The following is an 11,868-nucleotide window of genomic DNA, read 5'->3' on the forward strand; positions in this document are numbered from 1 at the left end:
GGTTAACTGCAATTTCATGTCGGCCAAGTAACTTGGATTAAACGTGTTTTCAGAACCGCGAGACGGGAATTGGTTTCTGCAGCCTTGAATACGATATCGTCAGTCTGTTCCGGCCTTTTGAAGGCCCGGGCAAACGTGCTTGATCTTCTCAAAGCCGACGATCTGAACGAGAGATTTGGCGGACCGGTTTTCGTCTTTGTCTTGATCGCTGTGTCTATTTTTCTGGGATCCTCATGGTACCAGAACGACTGGGGCGGTCTTTTCGACTTCCACAAAAACTTGTCTGACGTTCAGCGGGAAGACTTCGTTGCGTTTTACAGGGCCGGCGAAATGGCTCTTCAGGGCCGGGCCGCCGAAGCTTACGACCCGGTGCTGTTCAGCGAGCCGTTTTCCGAAAAGAACGAAAACCTACTCTTCCTGAACCCGCCACATGCGCTGCTCTTTTTTGAGCCTCTCGCGCTGTTCTCCTATCCGGCTGCAAAGCTGATCGGGATGACGGTCTTTTTCGCAAGCTTCTTCGGCATGATCTACATGATCCGGCCCAATCTTGCCGCATGGCCATACCTCTTCATGCTTCTGTCACCGGGCGCGTTCTACGCATTCCAGCTTCTACAGCTCTCGCCCTTGATGACGTTTCTGTTGCTGTTTGCGATGATGAACAGCCGAGACAAGCCGTTTTTGAGCGGCATGGCGCTCGCACTCGTTACAATCAAGCCGCAATACGGGTTGCTGCTGCCTGTGTTTCTTGTCGCCATGCGGGACTGGCGCACCTTCGTTTATGCCGCGATCGGTACGATCGGCCTGCTCGCTCTGTCTGTTGCCATCTATGGCGTGGGACTCTGGGAAACGTTCCTGACATCGATGCAAAGCGGAGCGCATTCGTTTCAGTTCTCTGCCAATCACGGCATGATGTCGACGGTTGGCAGCTCATTTGGTAAATGGGGGGTGTCGCCGGAGATGCGCCTTGGGACGCAGCTTATGTCGATTGCCTTTGCCGCCGTTGTGGTCTGGTTTGCGGCGCGGCGGCTATCCAGAATGCGCGCCGTTGCGGTCTCGATGCTCGCCGTCACATTGGCGGCACCATCCTTCATGTATTACGACTGGCTGTTTTACTCGATCGCTTTGATGATTGTCCTGAAGGAAGTGCCAAGGTGGCCGCTGACACTACAGGCGACCGCTGCTCTGCTGTGGATCTCACCGACAATCCACGACGTCCTGTCTGCCCGTGACTGGTTGACGTCAATGATATACTCAAGCCTGGTGCCCCTGATTGCCTTCATTGTCTTGTGTCAGGTCTGGATGCTCCTCAGCAGAGAGACCCGTCAGCCATCAGAACTCGGTCAGGGTGACGAACCATATGTGAGAACCGCATCTTGAACCTGGGAAATTTCTCGGGTGTCGTGGTTACGCGGTGTCGACCGGATGCCGGGAGAAGAACCGCGCTGCTTCCGCGTCGCTGACCGGTTGGCCAGCGAAGATCTCCGCATAGTAGCGCATTCGCTTGAGCCGGGGCTCGAGCGGGTCCGTTGGTCCGTCCTTTTTCATTGAGATGTAGCCGATCTGGGTCTGGTAGACGGTATTGGCCCTCACATTTGCGTGCAGCGTGTCAAAGCCGAAGCGTTCGAACATGGCCTGGAGTGCTGAGACTCGAAGCCTGTCGGCGTCTTCAAGCTTGTCCGCCAGACGCATGTCTGAGTGCGCCCAATTGCGGACGGCAAATTCCAGGCGGGAATCGAACAGGTCCGGCAACAGCCAGAGATCAAATACATTCAGGATCGCTTCGGTGATTGAGTCCGCATAATCCTCCGACCGTTTGATCAGGTTGCCCGTATTTTTGGACTGCCAGAGCGAAATCAGCGCGCCGAGAAGGTCGTTGCGATCTGTGAAATGACCGTAGAAACTTGTGCGTGAAAGCCCAAGCCGTTCGGAGAGTGGCATGACCTTGACCGCGTCGATCCCGCTTTCCAGCAAGGTCGCGTAGGCGGCCTGTATCCAGACATCACGCGTGCCGCGCCAGCCACTGGTCTTTTCGATCAAAAGGTCGTTCATGGGCCTTGGTTAGCAGCCGTCAATCGCTCTTTCAATGGAAATTGACATAAGTGTCATGAAAAGCGACATAGATGTCGTTTTTGAGACTTTCCAACGACGCACAGCACAAACTAATGTCATCCGCGGTCGGGAATACCACGACCGGCTGCGAAGTGAGGGAAGCGCATGTCCAAGGATCCGTTGCTGCAACCATACCAGCTGAAGAACCTTACTCTGAAAAACAGGATCATGATCACGTCGCATGAACCTGCCTATCCCGAGGACGGAATGCCGAAGGACCGTTACAGGGCCTATCACGAAGTGCGCGCCAGGGCTGGTGTTGCCATGACGATGACAGCCGGTTCGGCTGCAGTTTCAAGGAATTCTCCGCCGGTCTTCAACAATATTCTGGCATACAAGGACGAGGTTGTTCCCTGGGTCAGGCGCTTGACCGACGCCTGCCATGATCACGGTTGCGCGGTGATGATCCAGCTCACGCATCTTGGGCGGCGCACCCATTGGAACAAAGGCGACTGGCTTCCGGCCGTCGCACCGAGCCACGAGCGCGAGGCGGCGCACAGGGCATTCCCGAAGCAGCTCGAAGATTGGGATATCGATCGGATCATTTCTGACTATGCAGATGCCGCCGAGCGCATGAAGGAAGGCGGGATGGACGGTATTGAGCTTCAGGCATACGGTCATCTGATGGATCAGTTCTGGTCTCCTGCGACGAACACGCTCGAGGGCCCTTATGGCGGTTCACTGCAAAACCGGATGCGCTTTTCTCTTGAGGTCATCGACGCTGTGCGCAAAAGGGTCGGAGAGGACTTTATCGTCGGGATCCGGTTCACGGCGGATGAGGACATGGAAGGCGGACTGACCGAAGAAGACGGCCTGGAAATCGCACGAACCCTCCAGCAGACGGGTCAGATTGATTTTTTAAATGTCATCCGCGGCCACATCGATACCGATCCGGGCCTGACCGACGTGATTCCGGTTCAGGGCATGCGCAACGCGCCGCATCTGGACTTTGCCGGAAAGGTCCGCAGGGAAATCGGGCTGCCGACCTTTCACGCGGCGAAGATACCCGACGTCGCAACGGCCCGCCACGCGATCGCGGAAGGGCTCCTGGATATGGTCGGTATGACGCGCGCCCATATGGCGGATCCACTCATCGTCAGGAAGATTGCCGAAAAACGGGAGGAAGATATTCGTCCCTGTGTGGGCGCAACATACTGTCTCGACCGGATCTACCAGGCGGGCGACGCTCTTTGCATCCACAACCCGGCGACAGGCCGGGAACTGACCATGCCCCACGAAATCCGTGGGGCAGACGAGAAGAAGAGAGTGGTTGTGGTTGGGGCCGGACCTGCGGGCATGGAAGCAGCAAGGGTTGCCGCAGAACGCGGTCATGACGTAACTGTCTACGAAGCCGCCCCGGACGCCGGTGGCCAGATCCGCCTGACCGCGCAGTCCGAGCGGCGGCGCGAGATGATTTCGATCATCGAATGGCGACTTGATCAGTGCATGGCGCGAGGTGTCCGCTTCAACTTCAATACCTTTGCAGAAGCCGCGGACATCGAAACCGACAAGCCGGATGTGGTGATCATTGCCACGGGCGGATTACCCCACACCGAAGTTCTGTCGGAAGGCGGCGATCTCGTTGTGTCTTCGTGGGATATCATTGCAGGTGACGTGAAGCCGGGCAGGCGGGTTCTTGTCTACGACGACGCGGGTGATCATGCCGCTTTGCAAGCTGCTGAAATCATCGCAGCCTCCGGTGCGCATGTCGAGATCATGACACCGGACAGATCGTTCGCACCCGATGTCATGGCAATGAACCTGGTGCCTTACATGCGCGCACTTCAGGACAAGGATGTGCGCTTTACGGTGACCTACCGTCTGAAAGCTGCCCGTCGGTCCGGCAATATGATCACGGCAGTGATTGGTACGGACTATTCAAACCATATCGAAGAAAGAGAATTCGATCAGATTGTCGTCAATCACGGCACAGTGCCGATGGACGAACTCTATTTCGAACTCAAACCGCGCTCAAAGAACCTTGGTGCTGTAAAGCAGGAAGCTTTGATCTTCGGCCAGCCACAGCCATTGGATGCCAATCCGCAAGGCGAATTTGCCTTGTTCCGCATTGGCGATGCGGTCGCAGCACGAAATACCCATGCAGCCATTTACGACGCGCTTCGGCTTGTAAAAGACATCTGACAAAGTCTGCTCTGCGCTTTTTTTGAGCAGCGTCTCACTTGGATAAGTGAATGCCGTTTTTGCGCTACGACGCAAGACAGCGGCGAGCCTATTTTTCGCAGCGCAAAAAGCACCGGTGGACCCGGTAGAATCAGGACCGAACCATGTACAGCGACGCGGACATTCTATCGTTATTGATGAGCCGGCGGGGCGGCTATTCACTACCGCAGGCCTTCTACACGGACGAAACCGTCTTTCAAGCCGACTTGAAGCATATATGGCAGAAAGACTGGGTATTCGCCGCAGTTTCGTCGGAGATCCCGAAGACCGGCAATTTCATAACGCTCCAGATCGGTGCGTATTCGGTGATCGTGGTTCGCGGTACTGACGGCGTTGTCCGGGCGTTTCACAACTCCTGCCGCCACCGCGGCAGCCGCATCTGTGCTGCCGCAAAGGGGTCCGCGCCTAAGCTCGTTTGCCCTTATCATCAGTGGACTTACGAGCTGGACGGCTCTTTGCTCTGGGCGCGGGAAATGGGACCGGACTTCAAGCCTGGTGAGCATGGTCTGAAAACGGTTCACTGCGCAGATGTGTCGGGGATGGTGTTCATCTGTCTCGCCGAGATTGCCCCTGATATCTCGAACCTGCAACGCGAGGCAAAGCGGTATCTTGGCCCTCATGATCTGGGCAATCTGAAAGTCGCGCACCAATCGACAATCACCGAGAAGGGGAATTGGAAGCTGGTTCTGGAAAACAATAGGGAGTGCTACCATTGTTCCGGTTCGCATCCTTCCCTGTGCCGGACGTTTCCCGATGATCCGAACCTTGTAGGAGCTGATGATTCGTCAACGTCCAATGCGGGGAAAGCCCATGTGGAGCGTTGCGAAAACGCCGGGTTGCCCGCGAAATATCTGATTTCCGCGAACGAGCAATGGCGTTTTGTCCGCATCCCGTTTCTCGGCGAAGCCGTCAGCTACACCATGGACGGCAAAGCGGCCGTATCTCGGCGCGTCGGGTCGGTTCCCTTTGACAATGCGGGAACGTGCCTGTTCTTCAACTATCCCAACACATGGAACCATTTCCTCTCCGACCAGGTTCTGACCTTCAGGGTTCTGCCGATCGGTCCGATGGAGTCGGAGGTCACCACCACCTGGCTTGTGCACAAGGACGCACAGGAAGGGGTCGACTATGACCTTGGCCGGTTGACTGAGGTCTGGACCCACACGAATGACGAAGATCGCCGGATTGTCGAAGAAAATCAGATTGGGATCACGTCTCCGGCCTATGAGCCGGGACCGTATTCACCGGTTCAGGAAAGCGGTGTCATCCAGTTTGTCGACTGGTATGCGCAAGCGCTTGAAAGGGCTCTGATCGGCCGTTTCCGTGTGGCTGCGGAGTAGAAACATGATCCCGATGCCTGGCCGCGAAACGCCTGTCTGGAATGACAGCGAGCTGCTTGAATGCGTGATGGTGGTTCCCGAAGCCCCCAACGTGAAGACCTTTTCGTTTCGCCCGCCCTCCGGCGCAACGTTTGTCTACAGGGCCGGGCAGTTTATTACGCTGGACCTGCCGGTGCCCGGTGGCAACGTTCAACGGACCTACACGCTGTCCTCCTCGCCAGTGTCAAATGCCTATGTATCCGTCACCGTGAAGGCGCAGCCTGACAGCAGCGGATCACGCTGGATGCTGGACAACCTGAAACCCGGCATGCGGCTCAAGGCGTTTGGACCCGCGGGTCTTTTTCACCTTCCTCCGAACCCTGACGGCAAGTTCCTGTTCATTTCAGCCGGCTCAGGTGTGACGCCGATGATGTCGATGGCGCAGACGCTGTTTGAGCGCGGTGAAGATCCCGACATCTGCTTCATTCAGTGCGCCAACCGGCCCGTTGAACTGATTTTCCGTCAGAAACTGGAATACATGGCGAGCAGGGTCACCGGGCTGCAGCTCCATTTCGTCGTAAACCAGAGCGATCCGTACGAGGTCTGGACGGGGTATCGGGGGCATTTCAACCAGTTGATGCTCGGGCTTATGTGCAATGACTATCTCGACAGGGATGTTTTTTGCTGCGGTCCGGAAGGCTTCATGGACGCGGTGCGCGAAATTCTAAACGCTCTCGGCTATGACATGGACCGCTATCATCAGGAGAGTTTTCAGGCGCCGGCAGAAACCAAGGCGGAACTCACTGAATTCGACGACATTGTCCCCCAGGAAGACAGTCAGGCGCAAATCGTTTTTGCCAATTCCGGTGTCTCGGCATGGTGCTCGGAAACGGACACGGTGCTGGCGGTCGCAAAGGATGCAGGCCTCAACATACCGTCCGGCTGCACTTTCGGGGTCTGCGGCACGTGCAAGGTGAGGAAGCTCGACGGTGAGGTTCACATGGTCCATTCCGGCGGCATCAGTGAAGACGATATCGAGGCGGGTTACATTCTTGCCTGTTGCTCCAACCCCATTGGAACAGTCGAAGTTGAGGTTTAACGCTGAACTAGCTCAGTGACAGGCGTGCCCGTACCTTTTCGGAAGAAAGCTCTTTGACAGTTTCGCGGCCAATCTTGCGGGCTGTTTTATCGCTCGAAGCGGCAAGTTCTTTGCCAAGGGCGAGGGCCGGACCGTGCAATTGGGCGGACCGCTTGCCGATCTGGCGCAGAGCCCAGTGGACAGCCTTCCAGACAAAGTTGCGCTCGTCAGTCGATGCTTGCCGGATCAGGTCGAGATAAGCGATGAACTCGCTGTCCGGCGATGATTTTGCGTGAACCGCGCGCCAGGCGATAAGCGCAAACCCGGCACGTTTGACGAACTCCCGTTCTTCGCCGACGAGATTCTCGACGAGTTCATCGGAGTCTTTGCGTCTTGCCAGAACATTGGTGAGCTGGTCACACAGATCCCACGACTGGATATCCTCAAGCCATCTCCTCGCAAGCTCTGGGGTCATGTCCCTGGGCTTTGTTAGCAGGATTGCAAGCAGACGGGCTTCGTGGAAGCCCGACGCCCATAGTTCGGAAGCCTTTGGAGCGGATTTCCCGATCTCCTTGGCGAGGGGGCGCAGAATGGAAAGCGGAACACCGAAGGCACTGCTTGCGTCAATGCCGAACCGGGCCATACCGGCCCGGTTTTCATCGGTTCCCAAGTCCTTGAGCTTTTCAAGAACCGCGGCAATGGTCCAGTCCGATGCTGGGGTTGATGCCATGACCGCGGGACTATTTCTTTTCTGCGTATTCCAGGCGCGCGATCAGGCTCGATGTATCCCAGCGCTGTCCACCCATCGCCTGAACCTCACCGTAAAACTGATCGACAACGGCGGTAACGGGCAGCCTTGCGCCGGTTTCCTTGGCGGTTTGCAGACAGATACCGAGGTCCTTGCGCATCCAATCGACAGCGAAGCCGAAGTCGAACTTGCCGTCACGCATCGTTTCCCAGCGATTTTCCATCTGCCAGGACTGAGCCGCGCCGCCTCGAATGGCGGAAATAACCTTTTCAACGTCCAGATCAGCTTTTTTAGCAAAGTGAATTGCTTCGGAAAGACCCTGAACGAGCCCTGCAATACAGATTTGATTGACCATTTTGGTCAGCTGTCCGGCGCCGCTTTCGCCCATCAGGCCAACAAATTTGGCAAAGCACTCAATCACCGGCTTGGCCGCTTCGAAATCCGTTGCGTCACCGCCGCACATGACGGTGAGGGCGCCGTTTTCCGCTCCGGCCTGGCCGCCCGATACCGGCGCGTCAATAAAGCCGCATCCCTTTGCTTTGGCAGCCGCATGGAGTTCACGCGCAACGTCTGCGGAGGCTGTCGTATTGTCGACAAAGATGGCGCCTTCCTTAAGTGAATGGAATGCACCGTTCTCGCCCGTCGTGACCGAGCGCAGGTCGTCGTCGTTGCCGACACAGGCAAACACGAAATCGCAGCCGTCTGCAGCTTCTTTCGGTGTCTTGGCAAATGCGCCGCCATAGTCTGCGGCCCATTTTTCGGCCTTTGCCGTTGTGCGGTTATAGACTGTCACATCATGACCGCCCTTGGTTTTAAGGTAGCCGGCCATCGGATATCCCATGACACCCAGACCGATGAATGCAACCTTTGCCATGACATGCTCCCTTCGCAGAACAAGGCCCGGTCTGGAAACCGGGCCTTCTATTGAATTCTTCGTCTGCGTTTTAGGATATTTGCCGGCGTCTGTCAGCATTGCTGGGCGGCAAAGGTGCTTTGTTTAAAGCCAGTAAGGCCTGCGGCGCCATATGCGCTCGAGAATTGCTTCCTGAGCCGCTTCTTTCGCCAAACGCTTTTTTGTCTCCGGATCTTGCCGGTCAGTGTTACCGACACGGGTTGCTTCCAGAAGGCTGCGTGCATAAATATCTAACATTGACTTACACTCCTCACGTCGTTGCTGTAGAAAATATGGCGATAAGTCGCCGGTAGCGCGAGTCAGCAAGATTTTGAATATGTAAGGAAGAGTTACATATGGATTGGCGTGCACTGCCTCCGCTCAACAGTCTCAAGGTGTTTGCTGTTGTTGCGGAAACCAAAAGCCTTTCGGCCGCGGGCCGCGAATTGAACGTTACACACGCTGCTGTCAGCCAACAGGTGCGCAGCCTTGAGAGTTTCATGGGACTGAAGCTAATCGAACGGGAGGGCCGGGGTGTCGCCCTGACGGCGGAGGGAGAACAGCTGTTCAGCGGTCTGAAAGGCGGGTTCGAGGCCATTCGGGAATCCGTCGACGCACTCCTCAAGGACGATCAGGCAAGGCCGTTGAACATCACAATGACCCCCACATTCGCGGTCAGCTGGCTGATGCCGCGCATCAATGATTTCCGGCTGAAGCACCCGGACATTGAGCTGATGCTCAATCCAACGGCGGAGGTTATTGAGCTGACACCCGGTGGCACGGACATGGCGATCCGCTTCGGCAAGGGAGATTGGCCCGGTCTGGATTCAGAACTGCTTTTGCCCACGAACTTCGCCGTTGTCGCGGCGAGATGTCTGATCGGCGACAAGGTAATCGGCAGCCCGGAGGACATTCTGGGTTTTCCCTGGTTACAGGAATACGGCACCAACGAACTCGCGATCTGGATGGAAAATCAGGGTGTTGTGCCCTGCGAGAAACTGAATATCATCCATCTGCCTGGTTACATGCTCCTTGAGGGGTTGCGGCGCGGCGAGGGTGTGTCAGCAACCGCAAAGGCGTTCATCAAGCCCGACATCGACGCCGGCAGCCTCAAGGTGCTGTTCGAGGATGATGAAGACCCTGGAACCGGCTATCACATGTTGACGCGGCAGGGCGTAAAGCGTCCGCCGTTGAAGAAGCTGATGACATGGCTGCGCACCATGATCGGGGAAGATGCGAACAGGGCGCATGGCCGGGATTTCGACAAATAGAGTTTGTCTTTTCGAGTGTCCGGCCTATGCCCTATCCGTTGTTCGTCGGTTTAGAATGTAAAATCGTCAATGATACCTGGAGAAAACGCAGGGTCTCCTGTCAATTCGAAATCGAGAACCGCAGCGTCTGAAATGGTGACCTTGATTTCTTCAAAATTCAGGGAGAGGCGTTCTGTCGGAACGTGGCCATCAGACGCGGTTTGCTGACCATCGTCGAATTCGGTGAGCTCGGTGGCAGATGTATCCTGTCCGGTCTTTTCCTTTACGTTTACGACAAATTCGAAAGTGTCAGTATCGGATGAACCGAATTCACCATAATCATTCCAACTTTTGAAATGTGGCATTACGAAAATCCTTTCTTAGAAAACAGGCCTTGGCCTTCAGAAAGGACGCTATTCGTTGAAGCGGATTTTGTCTGTGACTGTTGTCACGCGAATGCGTTTGGATGAAACACAGGGCGAATTCGGCGTCACAGTTTTGGCCAATCCGGAAAAAGACCCACAAAGGCAGCCTTTGCTTTCTTGCCGGTTATGACAGCCGTCGTAAGCGCTGTAATTCGCCAGGTGAAGTGGACGCATCCGTGCTTCAGTTGCAGGGGATCACCCAATAATCCCACATTTTTCAGGAGCACTTTGACCCAACCAGAACAGACTAAAAGCATAAACTGGATCTATCCGATCGGCCTCTTTTGAGGCATGAAAGCGAGAGTAATCGGAGAACACAATTCATGGCGGATGCGCACAACACAACCAATCCCTTGATCCTTCCTGATGACCTCCCGCGCCCGGTCGATGATGGCGGAGCGGATCATCTGACGGGCATGAAAATGCCCGCTGTTCGATTGCGCGCAACGTCCGGAGACTGGGTGGATCTGTCCAAATTGCCGGGTCGAGTGATCATCTATGCCTATCCGATGACGGGTGTTCCCGGTGTCGAATTGCCGCCCGGCTGGAACGACATTCCCGGCGCACGCGGCTGCACACCACAGACACTTTCGTTTCAGGCAGAGAAAGACGCATTCGCAGCTTTCGGTGTAACGGTGTTCGGTTTGAGCACCCAAACCGAAGCCTATCAGAAGGAGCTGTCTGATCGTCTGGATCTGTCCTTCCCGATCCTGAGCGACGCTGATTTCGAACTCACCGACGCGATGCGCCTGCCCACCATGGTGGTGGAGGGGATGCGGCTCATCAAGCGACTTACTCTCGTTATCAAGAATGGCGCCATCGAGCATGTGTTTTACCCTGTCTTCCCGCCCAACAGGTCGGCAGCCGAGGTTATCGCATGGCTCCAGGAGAATGCGGCGGATGCGCACGGACCCGGCGTTCTGATTTACACGACGTCCGATTGTCCCCATTGCCGCGCTGCCAAGGCGCTTCTGGAACAAAAAGGGCTGTCTTTTGTCGAGGTTGACGTTGAACGCGATCCGGAAGCGGCAAATGTCATGGTCGCGCGCAGCAATGGCCGCCGCACGGTTCCGCAGATATTTTTGGGCTCAACGCACATTGGCGGCGGCGATGAATTGGTTGCGCTTGCGAAAAGTGGGCGCCTGGACACGATGCTTGCGGGAACGACGGAGTAAGGTCGCCGAGAAGTGTTCACAATGAATACGAACCGGCCAAGAAGATCCATTTCCGAGACATGGTTCTTCGCCAAAGCCGGACATCAGGGGCGAACGAGTTGAGACAGGCACTATCGGGAGATGAAAGGGTTTTCGTTACCTTGGGGCCCGAAGGCACAAATCATGATTTCGTATTGCGGAAATATCTGCGAGACCGGAAGTGCAGGGCACGGATAATCTATTCACAGGACGCGGCAGGCATGTTGGAACGTTGCGTCCAGCGCGATGCCACTCATTTGATGATATGCGCCGCGCATCCGGCCGCATCTGAGACGGTTGCGCTCGCCCAATACAGCCACGGGATCCTTTTGACCGATACCTTCATAGCCACAAGTGAACCTTTGGCAGTGCTGCGCCGGTCAGATGCGAATTCAATGCGAACAATCGCGCTCCATCCTGCGACACGTCCTTACACACCGCTATCAGAGTTCGAAGATGTCATCGAGGTGGCGTCAACGGTTGCCGCCTTTGAGGGACTGTTGCAGGGGAAATGGGACAGTGCACTCACACAGCGCCGCTATGCTGATGCTGAGAGGGTGACGATTGTCCGGCCCGTTTAGGCGGCGCGGGACGCCTGGCTGATCCTGTCACGCGACTGATGGCATGAATTTCAAACGGCTATGGCGCGGCTGCTCGACTTTTTAGCCTTCAA

Annotated in this window: 12 protein-coding genes; 7 read left to right on the forward strand and 5 right to left on the reverse strand. The window is 56.0% G+C overall.

Annotated features, from left to right (window positions below):
- Positions 1–69: 69 nt before the first annotated feature.
- Positions 70–1,377, forward strand: a complete 1,308-nt coding sequence (locus tag ABVF61_RS23375; protein ID WP_353995929.1) for a glycosyltransferase family 87 protein — start codon at positions 70–72, stop codon at positions 1,375–1,377.
- Positions 1,378–1,404: 27 nt separating this feature from the next.
- Here the strand turns inward: ABVF61_RS23375 and ABVF61_RS23380 are convergent, their stop codons facing one another.
- Positions 1,405–2,049: a TetR/AcrR family transcriptional regulator gene (locus ABVF61_RS23380; protein ID WP_353995930.1), complete on the reverse strand. Its 645-nt coding sequence runs from the start codon at positions 2,047–2,049 to the stop codon at positions 1,405–1,407.
- 165 nt (positions 2,050–2,214) lie between these two features.
- Between ABVF61_RS23380 and ABVF61_RS23385 the strand changes: the two genes are divergently transcribed.
- The 3 genes from ABVF61_RS23385 (at position 2,215) to ABVF61_RS23395 (ending at position 6,708) form a co-directional block, all read left to right on the forward strand.
- Complete coding sequence (locus ABVF61_RS23385; RefSeq protein ID WP_353995931.1) at positions 2,215–4,251, forward strand: oxidoreductase; 2,037 nt, start codon at positions 2,215–2,217, stop codon at positions 4,249–4,251.
- Between the two features lie 143 nt (positions 4,252–4,394).
- Complete coding sequence (locus ABVF61_RS23390; RefSeq protein WP_353995932.1) at positions 4,395–5,630, forward strand: aromatic ring-hydroxylating oxygenase subunit alpha; 1,236 nt, start codon at positions 4,395–4,397, stop codon at positions 5,628–5,630.
- 4 nt (positions 5,631–5,634) lie between these two features.
- Positions 5,635–6,708 carry an FAD-binding oxidoreductase gene (locus tag ABVF61_RS23395; RefSeq protein ID WP_353995933.1) on the forward strand — a complete coding sequence of 358 codons (1,074 nt, stop codon included), beginning with the start codon at positions 5,635–5,637 and terminating at the stop codon, positions 6,706–6,708.
- Positions 6,709–6,715: 7 nt separating this feature from the next.
- On the opposite strand, the gene ABVF61_RS23400 is transcribed toward ABVF61_RS23395, so the two are convergent.
- The 3 genes from ABVF61_RS23400 to ABVF61_RS23410 form a co-directional block, all read right to left on the reverse strand.
- The gene (locus ABVF61_RS23400; protein ID WP_353995934.1) at positions 6,716–7,417 is read right to left on the reverse strand and encodes a DNA alkylation repair protein; all 702 of its coding nucleotides are present in this window, start codon (positions 7,415–7,417) and stop codon (positions 6,716–6,718) included.
- 10 nt (positions 7,418–7,427) lie between these two features.
- Complete coding sequence (locus tag ABVF61_RS23405; RefSeq protein WP_353995935.1) at positions 7,428–8,309, reverse strand: NAD(P)-dependent oxidoreductase; 882 nt, start codon at positions 8,307–8,309, stop codon at positions 7,428–7,430.
- 123 nt (positions 8,310–8,432) lie between these two features.
- A complete protein-coding gene (locus ABVF61_RS23410) occupies positions 8,433–8,585 on the reverse strand; it encodes a hypothetical protein (RefSeq protein WP_353995936.1) in 153 nt (50 codons plus the stop codon).
- A gap of 98 nt (positions 8,586–8,683) precedes the next feature.
- Here ABVF61_RS23410 and ABVF61_RS23415 point away from each other — a divergent pair, with 98 nt between their 5' ends.
- The gene (locus ABVF61_RS23415) at positions 8,684–9,598 is read left to right on the forward strand and encodes a LysR family transcriptional regulator (RefSeq protein WP_353995937.1); all 915 of its coding nucleotides are present in this window, start codon (positions 8,684–8,686) and stop codon (positions 9,596–9,598) included.
- Between the two features lie 50 nt (positions 9,599–9,648).
- Here the strand turns inward: ABVF61_RS23415 and ABVF61_RS23420 are convergent, their stop codons facing one another.
- The gene (locus ABVF61_RS23420; RefSeq protein WP_353995938.1) at positions 9,649–9,942 is read right to left on the reverse strand and encodes a hypothetical protein; all 294 of its coding nucleotides are present in this window, start codon (positions 9,940–9,942) and stop codon (positions 9,649–9,651) included.
- 383 nt (positions 9,943–10,325) lie between these two features.
- Here ABVF61_RS23420 and grxC point away from each other — a divergent pair, with 383 nt between their 5' ends.
- Positions 10,326–11,177: a glutaredoxin 3 gene (grxC, locus tag ABVF61_RS23425; RefSeq protein ID WP_353995939.1), complete on the forward strand. Its 852-nt coding sequence runs from the start codon at positions 10,326–10,328 to the stop codon at positions 11,175–11,177.
- Between the two features lie 239 nt (positions 11,178–11,416).
- On the forward strand, positions 11,417–11,776 hold the full coding sequence (locus ABVF61_RS23430; protein ID WP_353995940.1) for a hypothetical protein: 360 nt from the start codon (positions 11,417–11,419) through the stop codon (positions 11,774–11,776).
- Positions 11,777–11,868 lie beyond the last annotated feature (92 nt).

This window comes from Roseibium sp. HPY-6 (genome assembly GCF_040530035.1).
Lineage (GTDB): Bacteria > Pseudomonadota > Alphaproteobacteria > Rhizobiales > Stappiaceae > Roseibium.

Coding starts and splice junctions, on each gene's coding strand:
- ABVF61_RS23400 (WP_353995934.1), bottom strand. CDS start 7,417: ATGGCATCAACCCCAGCATCGGACTGGACCATTGCCGCGGTTCTTGAA.
- ABVF61_RS23380 (WP_353995930.1), bottom strand. CDS start 2,049: ATGAACGACCTTTTGATCGAAAAGACCAGTGGCTGGCGCGGCACGCGT.
- ABVF61_RS23420 (WP_353995938.1), bottom strand. CDS start 9,942: ATGCCACATTTCAAAAGTTGGAATGATTATGGTGAATTCGGTTCATCC.
- ABVF61_RS23415 (WP_353995937.1), top strand. CDS start 8,684: ATGGATTGGCGTGCACTGCCTCCGCTCAACAGTCTCAAGGTGTTTGCT.
- ABVF61_RS23385 (WP_353995931.1), top strand. CDS start 2,215: ATGTCCAAGGATCCGTTGCTGCAACCATACCAGCTGAAGAACCTTACT.
- ABVF61_RS23390 (WP_353995932.1), top strand. CDS start 4,395: ATGTACAGCGACGCGGACATTCTATCGTTATTGATGAGCCGGCGGGGC.
- ABVF61_RS23430 (WP_353995940.1), top strand. CDS start 11,417: ATGTTGGAACGTTGCGTCCAGCGCGATGCCACTCATTTGATGATATGC.
- grxC (WP_353995939.1), top strand. CDS start 10,326: ATGGCGGATGCGCACAACACAACCAATCCCTTGATCCTTCCTGATGAC.
- ABVF61_RS23410 (WP_353995936.1), bottom strand. CDS start 8,585: ATGTTAGATATTTATGCACGCAGCCTTCTGGAAGCAACCCGTGTCGGT.
- ABVF61_RS23395 (WP_353995933.1), top strand. CDS start 5,635: ATGATCCCGATGCCTGGCCGCGAAACGCCTGTCTGGAATGACAGCGAG.
- ABVF61_RS23405 (WP_353995935.1), bottom strand. CDS start 8,309: ATGGCAAAGGTTGCATTCATCGGTCTGGGTGTCATGGGATATCCGATG.